Here is a 20,047-nt window from a genome sequence, read left to right as displayed (position 1 = left end):
TCAAGACATGCACCAAGGCGGACAGCGACAACTTCACAGGCAAGACTGGCCCGAAACAAATGTGGGAGCTGGCTTGCCAGCGATGCGCCGCGCGGGCGGCGCTCGGTCTCATAGGCGCTGCAAGGCCATCGTCAAGCACCTGGCCGCCATAACGCGATCAAGACCTCGATCCAAACCCGTAAGACATTTCCGAATTTGAAACCAAATCCTTCAGCCAGCCAGCGCTTCGGACCTATCCTACGCGCCTGCCGGAAGGCTCTGAATTGGCCGGGAAATACATCAGGGATACCGTCTCTGGGTCGTCACATTTGGCGACCGGGTGTGAGAAGCCCGTTGTGTGAACCATGTCGATTTCGTCAATGGCGGTCGTGCGCGTGCAGGCTTTGGCCTGACCGTGGATTCATGGTTACACACGGGCTTCTCACCATGCGTACGACTGCCACCCTAATCTGTGAGAAGGATCGAGGTGGTTGTTCCTGAAATTCAATTTCGACCGCGCCTTCAGCGACCTGTCGGTGTTGCTCGGCTGCGTGGCGCATTTCACCACCGAGGCCGAGATGGAGGGTGACCTCATGGCTGCCAGCGCGGCGCGGATTCTCAGCGGGCTGGCCAAGGGGCTGATCGATGACATGGAGCTGGGGCTGAACCGGTAGCGGTGAAAGGGGGCCGCAAAGCGGCCCCAGGGATGCCAGACCGAGCCACTGTCGTTAGACTGTCATCTCCTCACCACCGGACAGGAGTCCCGGCGTGCCCGACCCCCGCAGTTTCCCCAGCGACCTGTGCCTCGACAGCCCACGCCTGCAGTTGCGCCCCATGCGTCATGGCGACGCGCAGCAGTGGCTGACCATCATGGCCGACCCCGAGGTCATGCGTTACTGGTACCACGCCCCCTGGCAGACCCTGGCCGAGGCCGAGAGCGCCCTGGCCGCCGACCGCGAGGCGTATGCCGCCGGCCAGTTGCTCAAGCTGGGCATGTACCGCCGTGACAATGGCGAGCTGATCGGCATGGTCCAGCTGTTCAACCTCGAAGAGACCTCGCGCCGGGGCGAAATCGGCTACTGCCTGGCCAAGTCGGCCCAGGGCCGGGGCTACATGGATGAAGCGCTGACCTGCTTCATCGACTACCTGGCCCACACCCTGCACCTGCGCCGCCTGGAGGCGGAAATCGACCCGCGCAACCAAGGCTCGGCACGTACCCTGGAGCGCCAGGGCTTCGTCCTGGAGGGCACCCTGCGCGCCCGCTGGTGCGTGGCCGGCGAGCTGTCTGACTCGGGGCTTTACGGTCTGTTGCTCGAACCGCCTGTCGCCTGACGCCCGCTTGCGCTATGGTCGCGCCTTTCGCTGCTGGATGGAGCCTGCGCGTGCCTGCTTTTTATGTGATGTTCACCCTCGTGCTGTTCCTTCTTTGCCTGTGTTTCGATGGCCTGCTGATGGGCGTCGACGGGCATATGCCGGCGCTGCAGATACTGGTCATGGGCCCATGGGGCATTGCCTTCGGGTTGTACCAGTGGTTTGCCAATCCGTTGTTGGGGCTGGCAATCCTCGCCCGCCGGCGTTTTCGCCGGGTGGCGCTTGGCGCGGGCCTGATCGCCCTGGGCCTGGCGCTCAGTTGCCTGGGCATCGAGCGGCTGCCGGACAACCGCAGCTATGATTTCCTGCCGCTTACCGGTTTCGGCCCCGGCTACTACCTGTGGACACTGGCAATCCTGCTGTTCTGCCTGGGGCAGGGATGGTGGTGCCGCAAGGCGCAGACGGCGCAGGATATGCCGCGCTGGCGCTGGTTCGATGTGCTGCTGATCGCGGTGCTGACGAGCACGATCTACCTGGCGACTCAGATGCCCAGCCTGGGCGTGCAGATTCGCAGTTCCGACGAGCCAATGGAGCAGGTACAGGCAGGCTGAACTCTCCAGATTGGCTGCGCGGCCTTTTTGTCGGAGGGCGAGACGCGCCTTGGGTTTGGAAAGACGGCAGGGGCTGGGTTAAGGTCGCAGCTCGTCCGCTTTTACCAGGTGCCTGACTTGCCCGCTTTCTACCTGACCACAAGCCTCGCCCTGTACCTGCTGGGCCTGGCCTTCGATGGTGCCCTGACAGGTGCGGGGCGACATGTACCGGCATTGCAGATGCTGCTCTACGGGCCGTGGGGTATTGCCTTTGGCCTGTACCAGTGGTTCGCCAACCCACTGCTGGCGTTGGCGATCCTCGCCCACCGACGGTTCCGCCGCCTGGCACTGGGGTGCGGCCTGCTGGCGCTGTATCTGGCGGCCAGCAGCTTTGCGATCACCCGCTTGCCGGACAACCAGAGCTACGCCTTCCAGGACGTGACCGGCTTTGGCGCGGGCTTCTACCTGTGGTTGATGGCGATCCTGGTGTTTTGCATGGGGCAGCTCTGGTGGTGCTGGAAGGCGCGTTCAGCAGCGGATGTACCGGGCTGGGGCTGGCTCGATGTGGCGCTGATCGCGGCCCTCAGCGTGGCGCTGTATGCCGGTACGCAGATGCCGTCGCTGCGTTTCGAGCCGCACAAGGTGATCGTGCCGCCGGAGCAGTCGCAAAGCTTGTGATGGCCTTACCGCGCCGTCCCCCATTGCACCACGATCATCCCGATCACGATCATCCCCACCCCCGCCAGTCGCAACAGGTTAACCGGCCGCTCCGGCAGTCCCATCAGGCCGAACTGGTCGATCAGCAGCGACGACAGCACCTGCCCGGCCACCACGCAGACGATGAACCCCGCCGCGCCTAGCCGTGGCGTCAGCACCAGCGCGGCGGTGATGTAGAGCACCCCGGCAACCCCGCCGAACCAGGCCCACCAGGGCGCATGGGCCAGTTGCTGCACCTGCGGCAGCGGCGCGCGCATCAGCAGCAGGGCCGGCACCAGCATCAGCAGGCTGACCAGCAAAGAAACACCGGCCGCCCACAGCGGATGGCCGAGCAGGCGTCCGAGCGCGGCGTTGCTGCCCGCCTGAAACGGCACTGCGGCCCCGGCAAGCAGGGCGATGAGCAAGGGGAGGGCGGCGAAGAGGCTGGCGGGCATGGTGTCTACTCCTGATGAAAACACTGGCGTCAGTCTTCGCTATGCATTTGAATGATGGAAATTCGAACGTTGCACAGGCTGTATTCGTGGCATGGATGATTTGCGCCGTATCGACCTCAATCTACTGCTGTCCCTGCACGCCCTGCTCAGCGAGCAGCATGTCTCGCGTGCGGCATTGCGCCTGCACCGCAGCCAGCCGGCGGTCAGCCATGCGTTGGCGCAGTTGCGCGAGATCTTCGCCGATCCGCTGCTGGTTCGACGCGGTGGCCGCTTGCAACTGACGGCCCGCGCCGAAGCTCTGCACGCGCCGTTGCAGGAGGCTTTGCAGCAACTCGACGGATTGCTCGGCACGCCGGGCTTCGAGCCGGCGCGGGCCCGGCGTACCTTTCGCCTGGCCATGTCCGACTATGGCGCCCGTGTGGTGTTGCCAGCGTTGATGCGCCTGCTGCGACGCGAAGCGCCGGGCATCGACCTGGTGGTGTCCCAGGGCAGCCGCGAGGCGATGCTCGGCCAGTTGATCGACGGCGAGGCGGACCTGGCGCTGGGTGTGTTTCCCGAGTTGCCGACGGAAATGGCCCAGCAGGTGCTGTTCGAGGAGTCCTTCGTCTGTCTGGCCGACCGCGCCAGCCTGCCGCCCCGCGGCGGCCTGGCGCTGGACCCGTGGCTGGCGCGCCCCCATGTGCTGGTGGCGGTGCGCCCCGGCATCGACAACGAGATCGACCAGGCCCTGGCCACCTTGGGCGCGCGTCGGCGCATCGCCTTGACCCTGCCGCATTGGGGCGTGGCCCAAAGTGTGATTGCCGGGACCGACCTGGTGCTCACCGTGGCCCGGCGCAGCCTCGTTGGTGCTCGCCTGGACCCGGCCCTGCGCCAGTTCGCGCCGCCCCTGGCGATCTCGCCGTTCGCCTTCGCCCAGGCCTGGCACTCGCGGCGCGACGGCGATGCCGGGCACCGCTGGCTGCGGGCGCAAATCCAGGCGCTGTGCGTGAACGAAGGCGGAGCAGAATGCTAGGCTGTGCCGCATTCATTTGCGAAAAGGAAAGCCCATGTTCAAGCATTGCCTGGTCGGCGCCGCCGCCCTGCTGATCGTTGCCGGCGCCCAGGCCGAGGACTATTCGCCTACTTACACCCAGTGCATGGACAAAGCCTCCAGCACGCTGGCAATGGGCGCCTGCATCCAGGCCGAAACCCGGTTGCAGGATGACCGGCTGAACCGGGTCTACAAGCAGCTCATGGCCAAGCTCGACAGCCAGCAGCAGAAGGACCTGCGCGAAGTACAGCGCACCTGGATGAAGTACCGCGACGGCAACTGCGCGTTCCACGGCAAGTTGAGCAACGGCAGCATCTACCGCATCGAAGGCGCGATGTGCGAGATGGACATGAGCAAGGACCGGGCGGCGGAGCTGGAACGGGTGCTCAGCCCGGGGCAGTAGCGCAGCATCAGCTTACAGATTGGCGGGTGAACTGGTCGGCTGAAGGGTATCGCCGCGACGCTGATGGCTGTATTTTTGTACAGCTCATGGACAGCACGTTCACCAAGGGAGGAGCACATGCCTGAAAGCATCGATGTCGCCAATTACTTCCTCACCCTGGAAGGCGAGACGGGTGAGATCTCGAACTTGAAGCTGCAGAAGCTCGTCTACTACGCGCAGGGCTTCAGCCTGGCCTTGCTGGGCGCCCCGTTGTTCGAAGAGCGTATCGAGGCCTGGATGCATGGCCCGGTCGTGGCCGACCTCTACCGTCGGTTCAGCCAGCATGGCTCGAACCCGGTCCCGATGCCTGCAGTGTTCGAGCCGACCTGCTTTTCCAGGGATCAGACCCGCCTGATCAAGGAGGTCTTCGAAGTCTATGGGCAGTATTCGGCGTGGAAGCTCCGTCAACTGACCCATGAAGAAGACCCCTGGCGGGACAACTATCAGGAGGGCGCTTTCAGCCGGGAGATTCCCCGGGACGAAATGCAACGGTATTTCAGGAATCACCTGGTGAACTGAGCGATGGTACGTAAGCGGCTCAAGGAGCGAGATGCCCAGGGAAATCAGGTAAGGGCACGCCACATGGCTGGCGAGTCTGACGAGTCGGACCTGCGCCCCCCGGTGTTCTCACTGGAGTATCTGCAATCAGGTTGGTGCATTCAGGACTGCCAGCAGGCAGAGCGCGCCAGGATGCTCGAGCGCTTGCGTCAGATCAGTCAGCGCACGTGGCGAGAGATCCGCCAGCTCGATCGCCATGGCTATGGTACGGAGACGATTTCGCGCGGCAGTATCAGGGCTGTATTGCCTTCATTCCTCACTGAAGATGTTCGGCTGCTGGCGTTCAGGGCTTTCGACCTGGTGGTGATGGTGGGGTACCGCAGTGGGCGGATTTTTCATGTGATCTGGATAGATCGTGAGTTCAAGTTGTACAAGCATTGACGCGGAGTACAGTGACCCCTGTGGTTGGGCGGGCAAGCCCGCTCCAACAGGGGAGTAGGAGCGGGCTTGCGAGTCAGGCGCCGCGTTGCTCACGCAGTGCCCGGGCCTTCAGGTACTCACGCACTTCCACCCCGTCTCCGGCGAACTCGATCCGCTGTGCCTTGGCCGCCCGCTGGTAGGCGTACATCGGATCGTAGTATTCCTTGAGCAGCCCTTCGATCCACCCTCGGTGCAGGCTCACGTCACCACTGCGCAACTGCTCCTCCAGCGCCTGGTCGAGCAACGCCGACAGCCGCTGGAAGCGCTCGCCGCCCAGGCGCTTGTAGATGTTGGCCATGCTCTGGCGCATGCGTTCGGCGAACAGCGGGCCGCCGGCCTCTTCACCGTGCACGGCGATGAACTCGGCGCACAGGTTGATCACGTAATCGCGCAGGATGCGTTCCACGCGATGCGCGAAGCTGTCTTCGAGCCACACCAGCGGATAGCGTTGCATGCCCTGGTAAAGCTCCAGCGGCACCGCGCAACTGCCGACCACGCGGCCTTCGTCCTCGAGCACGAACTGGTCGATGCCACGCTCGCGTTTCTTCAGGATGTCGATGGCCAGCGTATTCTCGAAGTCGATCTGCGCCGGCTGCGCGGTGGCGCGCTTGCCGAAGCTGGAGCCGCGGTGGTTGGCGTGGCCTTCCAGGTCCAGCACGTTGTCCAGCTGGAGCAGCACGTCGGTCTTGCCGGTGCCGGTCAGGCCGCCCAGCAGCACGAAGTCGCAGTGCTGCACCGCTTGCTGGGTGGTTTCCAGCAGCAAGGTGCGCATGGCCTTGTAGCCGCCCACCACCTTCGGATACTGGATGCCGGCTTCCTTGAGCCAGCCCTGGACAATCTGTGAGCGCAACCCGCCACGGAAGCAGTAGAGGTAGCCGTCGGGATGAGCCTGGGTGAATGCCGCCCAGGCCTCCAGGCGCTGCTCTTTGAGCGCGCCGTTGACCAACTGGTGGCCCAAGGCAATGGCGGCGGCCTGACCCTGCTGCTTGTAGCAGGTACCGACTTTCTGCCGCTCCTGGTCGTTCATCAGCGGCAGGTTGACGGCGCCGGGGAAAGCGCCCTTGGTGAATTCGATCGGCGCGCGCATGTCCATCATCGGCACGTCGTCGAGGAACAGCTGTTTCAGCTCGGTGCAGTCGGGGCGCATCAGATCACCTCGACTGCGTGGCTCTGTCGCTCGACCAGCTCGCCGATCGGCGCCAATTCGAGCCCGAGCTCCCGTGCCACGGCCAGGAATTCGGCCTCGCCCTGCGGGCTGACTGCCACCAGCAGGCCACCGCTGGTCTGCGGGTCGCACAGCAGGTGCTTCTGCTCGTCGCTCAGCGCGCCGATCTTGTGGCCGTAGCTGTCGAAGTTGCGCAAGGTGCCGCCTGGGATGCAGCCCTCGGCCAGGTAATGTTCGACGCTGGGCAGGCGCGGCACCGCAGCGAATTGCAGGCGCGCGGTGAGGCCGCTGCCTTCGGCGACTTCGACCAGGTGGCCGAGCAGGCCGAAGCCGGTGACGTCGGTCATCGCCTGCACGCCGTCGAGCTTGCCGAAGCGGCTTCCCGGTGTGTTGAGGGTGCACATCCAGTCGCGGGCCAGGCCCTGGTCCTGTTCGCGCAGCTTGGCCTTCTTCTCGGCGGTGGTGAGGATGCCGATGCCCAGCGGCTTGGTCAGGTACAGGCGGCAGCCGACACTGGCGGTGTCATTGCGCTTGAGGTGGCGCTTGCTCACCACGCCGGTCACGGCCAGGCCGAAGATCGGTTCCGGGGCGTCGATGGAGTGGCCACCGGCCAGGGGGATGCCTGCCTCTGCGCAGACCGCTCGACCACCGCGGATCACTTCGCGGGCGACCTCCGGCGGCAATAGGTTGATCGGCCAGCCGAGGATGGCGATGGCCATCAGCGGGTCGCCGCCCATGGCGTAGATGTCGCTGATGGCGTTGGTGGCGGCGATGCGACCGAAGTCGTACGGGTCGTCGACGATGGGCATGAAGAAGTCGGTGGTCGAGACCACGCCGCGCTCGTCATCCAGGGCGTATACGGCAGCGTCGTCGCGCGAGGCGTTGCCGACCCAGAGGTTCGGGTCGAGGGCCTGCGTACCGCTCTCGGCGAGGATCACATCCAGGACCTTGGGAGAAATCTTGCAGCCGCAACCAGCGCCGTGGCTGTACTGTGTCAGACGAATCGGCTCGCTCATGTGCACCTCGACTTTTCGTGATGCGCGATTGTAGCAAAGCTGGCCTTTGTGCCTGCGACTCTTATACTTCCCGCGATGCGACACTGACCCAAGCCCCGCTATAGAACCGGAGAACCCCCCATGCTCAAACGCCCCCTGGCACTGTTTGCCGGTCTCGCGTTGTCCTGCTGCGCCGTGGTCGCCCAGGCCGCCGACGTCCTGCGCGTCAGCGCCATCCCCGATGAAGCACCGACCGAACTGCTGCGCAAGTTCAAGCCGCTGGGTGAATACCTCGAGCAGCAGTTGGGCATGAAGGTGCAGTTCGTGCCGGTCGCCGACTACCCAGCGGTGGTCGAGTCGCTGGCCAGCGATCGCCTGGACCTGGCCTGGCTGGGGGGCTTCACCTTCGTTCAGGTGCACCTGAAGGACCCGACCGCCACGCCATTGGTGCAGCGGGAGCAGGATGCCCAGTTCACCTCCAAGTTCATCACCGCCAACCCTGACGTGAAGAGCCTGGCCGACCTGAAGGGCAAGACTTTCGCCTTCGGCTCGATTTCGTCCACCTCCGGCAGCCTGATGCCGCGCTACTTCATGCTCAAGGAAGACAACATCAAGCCTGAGAGCTACTTCAGCCGCGTCGCCTATTCCGGTGCCCACGACGCCACCGTGGCCTGGGTGGCGGCGGGTAAGGTCGATGCAGGCGTACTCAACGCCAGCGTATGGCAGAAACTGGTCGATGCCGGCAAGGTCGATACCGACAAGGTCAAGGTATTCGCCACCACACCGACGTATTACGACTACAACTGGACCGTGCGCGGCAAAATGGACCCGGCGCTGAAAGAGAAGATCAAGCAGGCCTTCCTCGCCCTGGATCCGGCCAAGCCTGCGGACAAGGTGATCCTAGACCTGCAGGCCGCCAGCCGCTTCATCGAAACCAAGCCTGAGAACTACCAGGGTACCGAGCAGGCCGCGCGCGAGGCCGGCCTGCTGAAGTGAGCATTCGTCTGCACGAGGCCAGCCTGCGCCACGGCAAGGTACAGGCCCTGAATGCCGTCGACCTGTGTATCGACAAGGGGGAGCGGGTTGCGATCATCGGGCCCTCCGGGGCCGGCAAGTCCAGCCTGCTGCACCTGATGGCCACGGCCACCCGGCCCAGCGCCGGGCTGCTCGATGTGCTCGACGCGCAGCCGTGGGCGTTGTCGGCGCACGCGCGCCAGCGCCTGCGCGCGCGCATCGGCCTGGTGCACCAGGCGCCGCCGTTGCCGCCGCGCCAGCGAGTGGTGACGGCAGTGCTGGCCGGTCGGCTGGGGCAGTGGAGCACCTTGCGTGGCCTGCTCAACCTGGTGCATCCGGGCGATGTGCCGGGAGCCCGTCAGGTTCTGGCTGACCTGGGGCTGGCGGACAAGCTGTTCGTCCAGTGCGGGCAGTTGTCCGGGGGGCAGCTGCAGCGGGTCGGCATCGCCCGAGTGCTCTACCAGCGCCCGGAGGTGCTGTTGGCCGATGAGCCCGTTTCGGCTATGGACCCGGTCCTGGCCGATCACAGCCTGGCGCTGCTCAATCGGCATGCCCAGGCGCATGGCGTGACCCTGGTCGCCAGCCTGCATGCGGTGGAGCTGGCGCTGGCGCATTTCCCGCGGGTCATTGGTATCCGCGAAGGGCAGGTGGCCTTCGACTGCCCGGCTGAGGCGGTGAGCGAAAGCCTGCTTGAGGCGCTCTACGCCAATGAACAGCTGGCCTCGCCGGTCAGCGTGGGAGCGACCCTGACCGTGCAGATTCCGCGATGTTGAACGCCGCCGCCCGCGACCCCGCAGCGCTGCCCCGTTTGTTGCTGACGCTGTTGTGCCTGGCGCTGCTGTGGCCGGGGCTTTACGTGAGCGAGCTGAACCCCGGCGTGCTGCTGCAGGCGGAGAACCGTCAGCAGATGGCCAGTTTCGTCGGTGCTTTCTGGCCGCCGGCCCACGATGCGGCGTTTCTCGGCCTGCTTTGGGTTGCTACCTTGCAGACCTTGGCCGTGGCAACCGTCGGCATGGCCCTGGCCCTGTTGTTGGCGGTGCCGGCCAGCCTGCTGGCCAGCCGCGCCCTGTCGCTGCGTGCGGCATCCCAAGGCGGTCGCCCAGGCTCCTGGTCACGGGGTATGCGCCTGCCGGTGCGTGGCCTGCTGGTGTTCCTGCGCAGCGTACCGGAGATCGTCTGGGCGCTGCTGTTCGTCCGCGCCGTGGGCCTGGGGCCGACCGCCGGGGTGCTGGCCATCGCCATCACCTACAGCGGCATGCTCGGCAAGGTCTACGCGGAAATCTTCGAGTCGGTGGACCAGCGCCCGGCGCATGCCTTGCTGCAGGCCGGCAGCGGTCGTCTGTCCGCTTTCTGCTACGGCATCCTGCCCAACGCGGCGGCGGAAGTCGTGTCGTATACCGTTTACCGTTGGGAGTGCGCGGTACGCGCTTCGGTGGTGATGGGTTTCGTCGGGGCCGGAGGGCTGGGGCAGCAGATCGACCTGTCGATGCGCATGTTTGCCGGTGACCAGGTGGCGAGCATGTTGCTGGCGTTCCTGGCGCTGGTGATGTTGGCCGACCTGCTCAGCCGCTTGCTGCGCGGGAGGCTTGCATGAGCCGGGCGATAAACTTGTTGGTGCTGCTGGGTATCGTGGTAGCGGTGTTGGCTTCATTCGCCTACCTGGAGCTGGACCTGCATGCCGTGATCGGCGATGGAGGGCTCGGGCAGATGGCCGAGTACGCTGGGCGCTTCCTGCAACCGGACCTGTCGCTCGAGCATCTGCGCGCCGTGGGTCATGGCGCGCTGGAAACCCTGGCGATGTCCGGGTTGGGTACCCTGCTGGCGATGCTGTTGGGCATGGTGCTGGCGTTGCCGGCCGCCGGGCGTTTTGGCTGGTCGTTGCAGGGCGCGTCGCGCCTGCTGCTCAACGCGCTGCGGGCGATTCCGGAACTGGTCTGGGCCGCGCTGACCGTGCTGGCCGCAGGCCTGGGGCCGAATGCCGGTACGCTGGCGCTGGCCCTGCACACTGCCGGGGTGCTGGGGCGGCTGTTCGCCGAGGCGCTGGAAAATGCACCGCCAGAGCCTGCGGCGGCGATCCGCTTGCAAGGTGGCAGCCAAGTGGTGGCGTTCTGTTTCGGCACGTTGCCCAATCTGTGGCCGCAACTGCTGGCGTACAGCCTCTATCGCTGGGAGAACAACATCCGCATGGCCAGCGTGCTGGGCTTCGTGGGGGCGGGCGGGCTGGGGCAGATGCTCTACGCGACCCTGAGCCTGTTCCAGGAGGCCCAGGCCAGCACGGTGATCATCGCCATGCTGGTGCTGGTGTTGCTGGTGGACGCCCTGAGCGATGTGTTGCGCCAACGTTTCGTGCGCGCCTGAGTGTATTTCGCGGCACCTGATCCCTGACTGTAGTCCTGCTCCGGGCCCACGCCAAGCCCTGTTCGTCAATCCGAAAAATAAACTTCACCTGAGCGTAAAAAGACTTTTTCCGGTCATGGTTTTTGCGGTATCAAGGAACCAGACAGCCGAACCCTGCAGCACAGGTGGCGTCATCCACGCCTTCCTTGCCAGGTGAGCTTCCCGCCCGTAACGACGCGGATACGGGGAGAACGGCAGTCACTCTGCGGCGCAGCCGTTCGCGCCGTGTGGCTTTCACATAAGGTGAACGAGTATGGATGACCAAGGACGCACCCCTTCCTCCAACCAGCCAATCCTGTATGTGCTCGATACCAACGTCCTGATTCACGACCCCAACGCCCTGCTCAACTTCGAGGAGCACCACGTCGCCATACCGATGACGGTGCTGGAGGAACTCGACAAGCTCAAGACCGGTAAACAGACCATCGCCGCCGAATGTCGCCAGGCCATCCGCCTGATCGACCAGACCCTCGGCGACGCCTCGCCTAGCGATGTCGAGCAGGGCGTGCCGATCCAGCGCGGCAAGAGCGGGCCCAAGGGCTTCCTGTCCATCCTCATGAGCACGCGCAACGAGCCCAACCGCCTGCTCCCCGAGAACCTCGCCGACAACATCATCATCAACCAGCTGCTGGACCTGCGCGCCAAGCGCAAGGACCTCGACGTGGTGCTGGTGACCAAGGACATCAATATGCGCCTGAAGGCGCGTGCCTGCGGGATCGCCGCCGAGGACTACAGCACCGACCAGTTGGTCGACGATGTGTCCTTGCTGTCCAAGGGCTACCACTCGGTCACAGGGTCGTTCTGGGACCGCGTGAGCAAGGTCGACACGCGTCAGGAGCGTGGCCGTACCTGGCATCGGGTGCAGTTGACGGACAACTTGCCCGCCGTGCACGTCAACGAGTTCATCATCGACGAACAGGGCTTCGTCGGCTGGATCAAGGGCATCCGCAACGACGAGCTGCTGCTGCTCGACCTGCATCAGGAACCGCTGCTGCACCAGGAAGCCTGGGGCCTCAAGCCACGGGACATCCACCAGAGCCTGGCGCTGTTCGCCTTGCTCGACCCGGATATCCACCTGGTCAACCTGACCGGCGCGGCGGGCTCGGGCAAGACCATCCTGGCGCTGGCCGCGGCCATCGAGCAGACGATGGTCAGCAAGCGCTACCGGCGTATCATCGCCACCCGCAGCGTGCAGGGGCTGGACCAGGAGATCGGCTTCCTGCCGGGTACCGAGGCAGAAAAGATGGAGCCCTGGCTGGGCGCGATCACCGACAACCTCGAAGCCTTGCACATGGATGACGAGAGCACCCACGGCAGTGTCGAGTACATCCTCGAGCGGGTGCCGCTGCAGTTCAAGTCGCTGAACTACATCCGTGGGCGCAGCTTCCAGCAGAGCCTGATCCTCATCGACGAGTGCCAGAACCTCACGCCACACCAGATCAAGACCATCATCACCCGTGCCGGGACCGGCTCGAAGGTGGTCTGCCTGGGCAACCTGGCGCAGATCGACACCCCTTACCTGTCGGCCACCAGTTCCGGGCTGACCTACCTCACCGAGCGCTTCAAGGACTTCCCCCACGGCGTTCATATCACCCTGCAGGGCGTGCCACGCTCGGTACTGGCCGAGTACGCCGAGTCGCACCTGTAACCTGTCGCCAGCAAGCCCGTCCCCACTTTTGGGGCGGGCTTGTCCTGCGATGCGCTGTTCTGCCCTCTGCTCAAAGCTGACCGGCGGGTTTACACTCTGTCATCCCTTCCCAGGAGCAGAGCAGTGCTGACTCATCTTGATTCCCAGGGGCGCGCCAACATGGTCGACGTCACTGAAAAGGCCGTGACCGCCCGCGAGGCGATTGCCGAGGCACGGGTGCGCATGTTGCCGGACACCCTGCGCATGATCGTCGATGGCCAACACCCCAAGGGCGACGTGTTCGCCGTGGCGCGCATCGCCGGCATCCAGGCGGCTAAGAAGACCAGCGACCTGATCCCGCTGTGCCATCCGCTGATGCTCACCGGCGTCAAGGTCGAGCTGGCCGCCGAGGGCGAGGACGTGGTGCACATTGTCGCCCGCTGCAAGCTGGCCGGGCAGACCGGCGTCGAAATGGAGGCGCTCACCGCCGCGAGCGTTGCCGCGCTGACGATCTACGACATGTGCAAGGCAGTGGACAAAGGCATGGTCATCGAGCAGGTGCGCCTGCTGGAGAAGACCGGTGGCAAGAGCGGGCACTACAAGGTGGAGGGGTGATGAAGGTCAAGGTCATGTATTTCGCCCGTTACCGTGAGTTGCTGGGCATCGACGCCGAGCGCCTGGAAGGCGACTTCAAGGTGCTGGACGACGTGCGCCAGGCCTTGGCGGGCAAGGGTGGACACTACGCGGTGCTGGCCGAGCAGAACCTGATGTGTGCCCGCAACGAAGAGCTGTGCCGGCTCGATGAGCCATTGGAAGAGGGTGACGAGATCGCGTTCTTCCCACCTGTGACCGGAGGTTGACCATGGCCGTGCGCGTTCAGGAGGCGGCCTTCGACCCGGGCGCCGAAGTCAACGCCATGCACGCCGCCAATGTCGGCGTGGGCGCTGTGGTCGGGTTTGTCGGCTATGTGCGCGACTTCAACGATGGCCGGGAGGTGGCGGGGATGTTCCTCGAGCACTATCCGGGCATGACCGAGAAGGCCCTGGCCAAGATCGTGGTCGAGGCCGAAGGGCGCTGGCCGCTGCTCAAGGTCGAGGTACTGCACCGAATCGGCGCCCTGGAACCGGGCGAGCCGATTGTCTTTGTCGGCGTGGCCAGCGCGCATCGGCAGGCGGCGTTCGATGCCTGCAACTTCATCATGGATTACCTGAAGACCCGGGCGCCGTTCTGGAAGAAGGAGAATACCCAGGAAGGGCCGCGCTGGGTGGAAGGCAAGCAGAGCGACCAGGATGCGGCGGGGCGCTGGTGATGCTCTATTCGCTGGCCGGGGCTGCGCCCCGGATCGCCGGCAAGCCGGCTCCCACAGGAGCGCGTATCTCTGTGGGAGCCGGCTTGCCGGCGATAGGGCAGCGTAGCGGCCCCGATCCTGCCATTCAATGATGCTTGCGCGGCACGGGCTTCAACAGCTCGTCCGGCGGCATCTCGCACTTGATCTTGCGCCCCAGCAACTCTTCGATCGCCGGCAACTGGTACGAATCGTCCTCGCCGGCAAAGCTGATCGACACGCCGCTGGTGCCGGCGCGACCGGTGCGGCCGATGCGGTGCACGTAGTCGTCCGGGTCTTCCGGCAGGGTGAAATTGATCACATGGCTGATGCCGTCGATGTGGATGCCTCGGCCGGCCACGTCGGTGGCGACCAGCACGGTGATGCGCCCTTCACGGAAGCTTTCCAGGGTGCGGATACGCTTGTGCTGCGGCACGTCGCCCGAGAGCTGGGCGGCGTTGATGCCGTCGCGCACCAGTTTTTCCTCGATGCGCCGCACCTCGTCCTTGCGGTTGGCGAAAACCATCACCCGTTCCCACTTGTTCTGCGTAACCAGGTTGTACAGCAGCTTGTACTTGTCGCTGCCGGCCACGGCGTAGACGTGCTGTTCGACGGTCTCGCTTGCGACGTTCTCCGGCTCGATCTCGACGATGGCCGGGTTGGTGGTCCACTGCTTGGCCAGGTTCATCACGTCGTCGGTGAAGGTGGCGGAGAACAGCAGGGTCTGGCGCTCGCTCTTGGGCGGGGTCTGGCGGATGATCTGGCGGACCTGGGGGATGAAGCCCATATCGAGCATGCGGTCGGCCTCGTCCAGCACCATTACCTCGACCATGTCCAGGTGCACCTCGCCGCGCTGGTTGAAGTCCAGCAGGCGGCCAGGGGTGGCTACCAGGATGTCGCAATGGCGCGCTTCCAGCGACTTGAGCTGCTTGTCGAAGTCCATGCCGCCGACAAAGCTCATCACGTTCAGGCCGGTGTACTTGGTCAGTGCCTGGGCATCCTTGGCGATCTGCACCACCAGCTCGCGGGTCGGGGCGATGATCAGCGCCCGCGGCTCGCCCATGTAGCGTTCCTTGGGCGGTGGGGTCTGCTGCAGCTGCGAGATGATCGAGATCAGGAACGCGGCGGTCTTGCCGGTGCCGGTCTGGGCCCGGCCGATAGCGTCCTGGCCGCGCAGGGTGTAACCCAGGACCTGGGCCTGGATCGGCGTGCAATAGGGGAAGCCGAGGTCGTGGATGGCATGCATCAGCTCATTGGAGAGCTTGAAATCGTGGAAACGCGTCTTGCCTTCCTGCGGCTCGACCACAAAGTCCTCGGGCTTCCACAGGCTGGCCTGGGGTTTGGGCTTGCGTTCGCGACGCGGCTTGTCCTTGGGCGGTTGCTCGGCACGCGGTTGGTCTGCGGGCTGCGGCTCGGCAGCGGTCTTTGCGGCGGCCTTGGGCTTGGCGTGCTGGCGTGTCGGGGCCTTGGCGGCAGCCGGTTGCGCGGCTGGCGCGGGCGGGATCGTGGCGACGGGCTCGGCGGCCTGTGGCGCGGTGTCTGCCTTGGCGAATATTTTCTTGAGTGCCTTGAGCACGGTCGTCTCGTCAACTGGTTAAGGAATGTACGCCGGGCAGTGTAAAGCAAGAATCGGGCGCGGCGTAGTGCAATACGGGCTGGGCTACAGAATCACTGCAACTGGCGGCTCAGCCAGTCGTGGATGTCCGTCAGTTCCTCGACCACCACTTCGTGCTCCATCGGGTATTCATGCCACTGGGCGGCCACACCCCAGGTATTGAGGTACTCGAACGCCGTGCGGCCCATCGAGGGGATCACCACCGGGTCGTGCACACCGTGCAGGCACAACGCCGGCGTGCGCTGCTGGCAGGCACTCAGCTGCTGCGCGTCGCTGAAGGTCGGCGCGTAGGTGGAGAGGGCGATGACCCCGCCCAACGATTCCTGCCACTTTATATAGGCTGTGTGCAGCACCACCGCACCACCCTGGGAAAACCCGGCGAGGAAGATGCGCGACAAGTTGATGCCCTTGGCCTGTTCGGCCTTGATCAGGGCGATCACCTGGTCGGCCGACTCTTCCAGTTGCGCTTCGTCGATGGCTCGCGCTGGGGTCATGGCCTTGATGTCGTACCAGCTGGGCATCTGGTAGCCGCCGTTGATGGTTACCGGGCGGGTTGGCGCCTGGGGCATGATGAAGCGGGTGCTGAGCAGGCGTTCCTGCATGAATTCCGCTACCGGTAGGAAGTCGTAACGGTCGGCCCCCAGGCCGTGCAACCAGATCACACAGGCGTCGGCGGTTTTCTGCGGTTCGAGAATCAGCGGTTGGGTCATGACTGCTCCGAAAGAGTGCTGGCGTACTGATGTAGTGCCTAAAAAGAAGGCATTGGCGGTTAATGCCAGAAAAAGATTGTCGCAACTCTACAACTTTTCCTACTTGACTACCGCTTTATCGCTTAAGCCGTGGACTGTGGTACGCCCTTTGCTACGTCCTGGATATGCGAAGAGGTGGGCCGGGCCCGGTAACACCCCTCGTGTGGATCGAAGGCTGTCATAGAACAGCCCATTGCGCCAATTGACCCAAAAACAAGCCAACAAGGGGTCGGATGCGCCTCATAAGGGTGCGGTGCAATTCCGGCTCATACAACAAGAGCGATTTGGAGGTTGTTGATGAAGATGTTGAAAACCACCCTGGCAGTCCTGACCGCCGCCGCCGCGCTGGGCGCCACCAGCTTAGCCCAGGCCGGCGCCACCCTCGACGCGGTGAAGAAGAAGGGCTTCGTCCAGTGTGGCGTGAGCGATGGTCTTCCCGGCTTCTCCGTGCCTGACGCACAGGGCAAGATCGTCGGCATCGACGCCGATGTGTGCCGCGCCGTGGCTGCCGCCGTGTTCGGCGATGCGACCAAGGTCAAGTTCAGCCAGCTCAACGCCAAGGAGCGCTTCACCGCGCTGCAGTCCGGCGAAGTCGACGTGCTGTCGCGCAACACCACCTGGACCAGCTCGCGTGATGCCGGCATGGGCCTGGTGTTCGCCGGCGTCACCTATTATGACGGCGTCGGTTTCCTCGCCAACAAGAAGCTCGGTGTCTCCAGCGCCAAGGAGCTCGACGGCGCCACCATCTGCATCCAGGCCGGTACCACCACCGAACTGAACGTCTCCGACTATTTCCGCGCCAACAACCTCAAGTACACCCCGATCACCTTCGACACCTCCGACGAGAGCGCCAAGTCGCTGGAGTCCGGCCGTTGCGACGTGCTGACCTCGGACAAGTCGCAGCTGTTCGCCCAGCGCTCCAAGCTGGCCGCGCCGACCGAGTACGTGGTGCTGCCGGAAACCATCTCCAAGGAGCCCCTGGGCCCGGTCGTGCGCAAGGGCGACGAGGAATGGTTCAGCATCGTCAAGTGGACCCTGTTCGCCATGCTCAACGCGGAAGAAGCAGGGGTCACTTCGAAGAACGTCGAGGCCGAGGCCAAGTCCACCAAGAACCCTGACGTCGCCCGCCTGCTGGGCGCCGATGGCGAGTACGGCAAGGACCTCAAGCTGCCCAAGGACTGGGTAGTGCAGATCGTCAAGCAAGTCGGCAACTATGGCGAAGTGTTCGAGAAGAACCTGGGCCAGAGCACCGACCTGAAGATCGACCGTGGCATGAATGCCCTGTGGAACAACGGCGGCATCCAGTACGCGCCACCTGTGCGCTGATGGCTGCACCCCGCGGCGGCATCCTGCCGCCGCGGGTCGTTCGAATCCCTTCTTTTCGGGGCACTTCATGCAAAATCAAATCGGCGCACGGAAAGGGTTTTCCCTTAGTGATCCACGTGTGCGCGCGTGGCTGTTCCAGATCCTCACCGTGGTCTTCGTGGTGGGCCTGGGCTGGTACCTGTTCCACAACACCCAGACCAACCTGCAGCACCGGGGCATCACCTCGGGCTTCGACTTCCTCGAGCGCAGTGCCGGCTTCGGCATCGCCCAGCACCTGATCCCCTACGTGGAATCGGACAGCTACGCCCGGGTGTTCGTCATCGGCCTGCTCAACACCCTGCTGGTGACCTTCATCGGCATCATCCTGGCTACCTTGCTGGGCTTCATCATCGGCGTGGCGCGGCTGTCGCCGAACTGGATGATCAGCAAGCTGGCGACGGTGTACGTGGAGACCTTCCGCAACATCCCACCGCTGTTGCAGATCCTGTTCTGGTACTTCGCCGTGTTCCTGACCCTGCCGGGGCCGCGGGGCAGCATCAATATCGACGGCACCTTCTTCATCAGCAACCGTGGCCTGAACATGCCTGGCGCCGCCATGGCCGAGGGCTTCTGGCCGTTCATGATCGCGCTGGTGCTGGCGATCGTCGCCATCGTGTTGATGGTGCGCCTGGCCAACAAGCGTTTCGATGAAACCGGCCAGCCGTTCCACAAGTTCTGGGTGGGCCTGCTGCTGCTGATCGGCATCCCCGGTGTGTGCGCGTTGCTGTTCGGCAGCCCGGTGCACTGGGAAGTGCCGCAGCTCAAGGGCTTCAACTTCGTCGGCGGTTGGGTGCTGATCCCCGAGCTGCTGGCGCTGACCCTGGCGCTGACCATCTACACCGCAGCGTTCATCGCCGAGATCGTGCGCTCGGGTATCCGTTCGGTCAGCCACGGTCAGACCGAGGCGGCCCGTTCGCTGGGCCTGCGCGAAGGCCCGACGCTGCGCAAGGTGATCATCCCCCAGGCATTGCGGGTGATCATCCCGCCGCTGACCAGCCAGTACCTGAACCTGGCGAAGAACTCGTCGCTGGCTGCCGGCATCGGCTATCCGGAGATGGTCTCGCTGTTCGCCGGTACCGTGCTCAACCAGACCGGCCAGGCCATCGAGGTGATCGCCATCACCATGAGCGTCTATCTCGCCATCAGCATCAGCATTTCGCTGTTGATGAACTGGTACAACAAGCGCATTGCGCTGATCGAACGGTGAGGGTCCTTCCGTGACAGCCCATGTTTTCAAACCCGACATGCCGCCACCGGTGAAGACCGTTGGCGTGCTCGCCTGGATGCGGGCCAACCTGTTCTCCAGCTGGCTCAACACATTGCTGACGCTGTTCGCGCTGTACCTGGTGTGGCTGATCGTGCCGCCGCTGGTGCAGTGGGCGTTCATCGACGCCAACTGGGTTGGCACCACCCGCGCCGACTGCACCAAGGAGGGCGCCTGCTGGGTGTTCATCCAGCAGCGCTTCGGCCAGTTCATGTACGGCTATTACCCGACGGAACTGCGCTGGCGCGTCGACCTGACCGTGTGGCTCGCCGTGCTCGGCGCGGCCCCGTTGTTCATCAAGCGCTTCCCGCGCAAGGCTGTGTATGGCCTGGGCTTCCTGGTGGTGTACCCGATCCTGGCCTACCTCCTGCTGCACGGTGGCGCGCTAGGGCTGGACACCGTGCCCACCAGCCAATGGGGCGGCCTGATGTTGACCCTGGTGATCGCCACGGTCGGCATTGTCGGCGCGTTGCCACTGGGCATCCTGCTGGCGCTGGGGCGGCGCTCGAACATGCCGGCGGTGAAGGTGGTCTGCGTGACCTTCATCGAGTTCTGGCGCGGCGTGCCACTGATCACCGTACTGTTCATGTCCTCGGTGATGCTGCCGCTGTTCCTGCCCGAAGGCATGAGCTTCGACAAGCTGCTGCGGGCGATGATCGGCGTGATCCTGTTCCAGTCGGCGTACATCGCCGAGGTGGTGCGCGGCGGCCTGCAGGCCATCCCCAAGGGCCAGTACGAAGCCGCCGCGGCCATGGGCCTGGGCTACTGGCGGGCGATGGGCCTGGTGATCCTGCCCCAGGCGCTCAAGCTGGTGATCCCTGGCATCGTCAACACCTTCATTGCCCTGTTCAAGGACACCAGCCTGGTGATCATCATCGGCCTGTTCGACCTGCTCAACAGCGTCAAGCAGGCCGCGGCCGACCCGGCCTGGCTGGGCATGGCGACCGAGGGCTATGTGTTCGCCGCCCTGGTGTTCTGGATTTTCTGTTTCGGTATGTCCCGCTACTCCATGCATCTGGAGCGCAAGCTGGACACTGGCCACAAGCGTTAG

The 20,047-nt window shown here is 64.5% G+C and carries 24 protein-coding genes; 19 read left to right on the top strand and 5 right to left on the bottom strand.

Going from position 1 to position 20,047, the window contains the following annotated elements; genetic code table 11:
• Nucleotides 1-470: 470 nt before the first annotated feature.
• The 4 genes from LOY42_RS22010 to LOY42_RS21995 all read left to right on the top strand — a co-directional run bounded on the left by LOY42_RS22010 (nucleotide 471) and on the right by LOY42_RS21995 (nucleotide 2,558).
• A complete protein-coding gene (locus LOY42_RS22010; protein ID WP_139668728.1) occupies nucleotides 471-653 on the top strand; it encodes a DUF3077 domain-containing protein in 183 nt (60 codons plus the stop codon).
• Nucleotides 654-747: 94 nt separating this feature from the next.
• Entirely contained in the window at nucleotides 748-1,311 is a 564-nt protein-coding gene (locus tag LOY42_RS22005; RefSeq protein ID WP_139668730.1) for a GNAT family N-acetyltransferase, read from the top strand.
• Between the two features lie 50 nt (nucleotides 1,312-1,361).
• Complete coding sequence (locus LOY42_RS22000; protein ID WP_139668733.1) at nucleotides 1,362-1,901, top strand: YfhO family protein; 540 nt, start codon at nucleotides 1,362-1,364, stop codon at nucleotides 1,899-1,901.
• A 117-nt stretch (nucleotides 1,902-2,018) separates the two neighbouring features.
• Nucleotides 2,019-2,558 (top strand): hypothetical protein, encoded by a 540-nt coding sequence (locus LOY42_RS21995; protein ID WP_258599232.1) that lies wholly within the window; start codon nucleotides 2,019-2,021, stop codon nucleotides 2,556-2,558.
• 5 nt (nucleotides 2,559-2,563) lie between these two features.
• Here the strand turns inward: LOY42_RS21995 and LOY42_RS21990 are convergent, their stop codons facing one another.
• Nucleotides 2,564-3,031 (bottom strand): DMT family transporter, encoded by a 468-nt coding sequence (locus tag LOY42_RS21990; protein ID WP_139668737.1) that lies wholly within the window; start codon nucleotides 3,029-3,031, stop codon nucleotides 2,564-2,566.
• Between the two features lie 91 nt (nucleotides 3,032-3,122).
• On the opposite strand from LOY42_RS21990, the gene LOY42_RS21985 reads away from it, so the two are divergent.
• From LOY42_RS21985 to LOY42_RS21970, 4 genes are all read left to right on the top strand, one after another.
• Nucleotides 3,123-4,043 (top strand): LysR family transcriptional regulator, encoded by a 921-nt coding sequence (locus tag LOY42_RS21985; RefSeq protein WP_139668739.1) that lies wholly within the window; start codon nucleotides 3,123-3,125, stop codon nucleotides 4,041-4,043.
• 34 nt (nucleotides 4,044-4,077) lie between these two features.
• Nucleotides 4,078-4,464, top strand: a complete 387-nt coding sequence (locus LOY42_RS21980) for a lysozyme inhibitor LprI family protein (protein ID WP_046857044.1) — start codon at nucleotides 4,078-4,080, stop codon at nucleotides 4,462-4,464.
• Nucleotides 4,465-4,581: 117 nt separating this feature from the next.
• Nucleotides 4,582-5,022 carry a Panacea domain-containing protein gene (locus LOY42_RS21975; RefSeq protein WP_110700527.1) on the top strand — a complete coding sequence of 147 codons (441 nt, stop codon included), beginning with the start codon at nucleotides 4,582-4,584 and terminating at the stop codon, nucleotides 5,020-5,022.
• Between the two features lie 3 nt (nucleotides 5,023-5,025).
• The gene (locus LOY42_RS21970; RefSeq protein ID WP_139668743.1) at nucleotides 5,026-5,442 is read left to right on the top strand and encodes a hypothetical protein; all 417 of its coding nucleotides are present in this window, start codon (nucleotides 5,026-5,028) and stop codon (nucleotides 5,440-5,442) included.
• A gap of 73 nt (nucleotides 5,443-5,515) precedes the next feature.
• Here LOY42_RS21970 and mnmH read toward each other — a convergent pair whose 3' ends face one another.
• Together mnmH and selD are read right to left on the bottom strand one after the other, a co-directional pair.
• Nucleotides 5,516-6,628: a tRNA 2-selenouridine(34) synthase MnmH gene (gene mnmH, locus LOY42_RS21965; protein WP_102682471.1), complete on the bottom strand. Its 1,113-nt coding sequence runs from the start codon at nucleotides 6,626-6,628 to the stop codon at nucleotides 5,516-5,518.
• Nucleotides 6,628-7,662 (bottom strand): selenide, water dikinase SelD, encoded by a 1,035-nt coding sequence (gene selD / locus LOY42_RS21960; protein WP_139668746.1) that lies wholly within the window; start codon nucleotides 7,660-7,662, stop codon nucleotides 6,628-6,630. The genes mnmH and selD overlap by 1 nt, the downstream gene beginning before the upstream one ends.
• A 120-nt stretch (nucleotides 7,663-7,782) precedes the next feature.
• On the opposite strand from selD, the gene LOY42_RS21955 reads away from it, so the two are divergent.
• The 8 genes from LOY42_RS21955 to moaE all read left to right on the top strand — a co-directional run bounded on the left by LOY42_RS21955 (nucleotide 7,783) and on the right by moaE (nucleotide 13,988).
• Complete coding sequence (locus LOY42_RS21955; RefSeq protein WP_139668748.1) at nucleotides 7,783-8,637, top strand: putative selenate ABC transporter substrate-binding protein; 855 nt, start codon at nucleotides 7,783-7,785, stop codon at nucleotides 8,635-8,637.
• A complete protein-coding gene (locus LOY42_RS21950) occupies nucleotides 8,634-9,428 on the top strand; it encodes a phosphonate ABC transporter ATP-binding protein (RefSeq protein ID WP_139668750.1) in 795 nt (264 codons plus the stop codon). The genes LOY42_RS21955 and LOY42_RS21950 overlap by 4 nt, the downstream gene beginning before the upstream one ends.
• Nucleotides 9,422-10,249 carry an ABC transporter permease gene (locus LOY42_RS21945; protein WP_139668752.1) on the top strand — a complete coding sequence of 276 codons (828 nt, stop codon included), beginning with the start codon at nucleotides 9,422-9,424 and terminating at the stop codon, nucleotides 10,247-10,249. The genes LOY42_RS21950 and LOY42_RS21945 overlap by 7 nt, the downstream gene beginning before the upstream one ends.
• Nucleotides 10,246-11,013, top strand: a complete 768-nt coding sequence (phnE, locus tag LOY42_RS21940; RefSeq protein WP_139668753.1) for a phosphonate ABC transporter, permease protein PhnE — start codon at nucleotides 10,246-10,248, stop codon at nucleotides 11,011-11,013. Before LOY42_RS21945 ends, phnE begins: the two co-directional genes overlap by 4 nt.
• Before the next feature lie 292 nt (nucleotides 11,014-11,305).
• Complete coding sequence (locus LOY42_RS21935; RefSeq protein WP_102685458.1) at nucleotides 11,306-12,700, top strand: PhoH family protein; 1,395 nt, start codon at nucleotides 11,306-11,308, stop codon at nucleotides 12,698-12,700.
• A gap of 123 nt (nucleotides 12,701-12,823) precedes the next feature.
• Entirely contained in the window at nucleotides 12,824-13,294 is a 471-nt protein-coding gene (gene moaC, locus LOY42_RS21930; protein ID WP_046857035.1) for a cyclic pyranopterin monophosphate synthase MoaC, read from the top strand.
• Nucleotides 13,294-13,539, top strand: a complete 246-nt coding sequence (gene moaD / locus LOY42_RS21925) for a molybdopterin converting factor subunit 1 (protein ID WP_023629385.1) — start codon at nucleotides 13,294-13,296, stop codon at nucleotides 13,537-13,539. The genes moaC and moaD overlap by 1 nt, the downstream gene beginning before the upstream one ends.
• Before the next feature lie 2 nt (nucleotides 13,540-13,541).
• Entirely contained in the window at nucleotides 13,542-13,988 is a 447-nt protein-coding gene (gene moaE, locus LOY42_RS21920; protein ID WP_139668757.1) for a molybdopterin synthase catalytic subunit MoaE, read from the top strand.
• A 124-nt stretch (nucleotides 13,989-14,112) separates the two neighbouring features.
• On the opposite strand, the gene rhlB is transcribed toward moaE, so the two are convergent.
• Both rhlB and LOY42_RS21910 read right to left on the bottom strand, forming a co-directional pair.
• Nucleotides 14,113-15,579, bottom strand: a complete 1,467-nt coding sequence (gene rhlB, locus LOY42_RS21915; RefSeq protein WP_139668759.1) for an ATP-dependent RNA helicase RhlB — start codon at nucleotides 15,577-15,579, stop codon at nucleotides 14,113-14,115.
• 92 nt (nucleotides 15,580-15,671) lie between these two features.
• Nucleotides 15,672-16,328 carry an alpha/beta hydrolase gene (locus tag LOY42_RS21910; RefSeq protein WP_139668760.1) on the bottom strand — a complete coding sequence of 219 codons (657 nt, stop codon included), beginning with the start codon at nucleotides 16,326-16,328 and terminating at the stop codon, nucleotides 15,672-15,674.
• Between the two features lie 336 nt (nucleotides 16,329-16,664).
• Between LOY42_RS21910 and LOY42_RS21905 the strand changes: the two genes are divergently transcribed.
• The 3 genes from LOY42_RS21905 to LOY42_RS21895 all read left to right on the top strand — a co-directional run bounded on the left by LOY42_RS21905 (nucleotide 16,665) and on the right by LOY42_RS21895 (nucleotide 20,047).
• Nucleotides 16,665-17,693, top strand: a complete 1,029-nt coding sequence (locus LOY42_RS21905) for an amino acid ABC transporter substrate-binding protein (protein ID WP_139668763.1) — start codon at nucleotides 16,665-16,667, stop codon at nucleotides 17,691-17,693.
• Nucleotides 17,694-17,760: 67 nt separating this feature from the next.
• Nucleotides 17,761-18,939 (top strand): amino acid ABC transporter permease, encoded by a 1,179-nt coding sequence (locus LOY42_RS21900; RefSeq protein ID WP_139668765.1) that lies wholly within the window; start codon nucleotides 17,761-17,763, stop codon nucleotides 18,937-18,939.
• A gap of 10 nt (nucleotides 18,940-18,949) precedes the next feature.
• Nucleotides 18,950-20,047 (top strand): amino acid ABC transporter permease, encoded by a 1,098-nt coding sequence (locus LOY42_RS21895; RefSeq protein ID WP_139668767.1) that lies wholly within the window; start codon nucleotides 18,950-18,952, stop codon nucleotides 20,045-20,047.

The organism is Pseudomonas sp. B21-023 (assembly GCF_024749165.1).
Lineage (GTDB): Bacteria > Pseudomonadota > Gammaproteobacteria > Pseudomonadales > Pseudomonadaceae > Aquipseudomonas.
The sequence above is the reverse complement of the archived record's forward strand: the minus strand, read 5'-3'. Positions and strand labels throughout refer to the sequence as shown.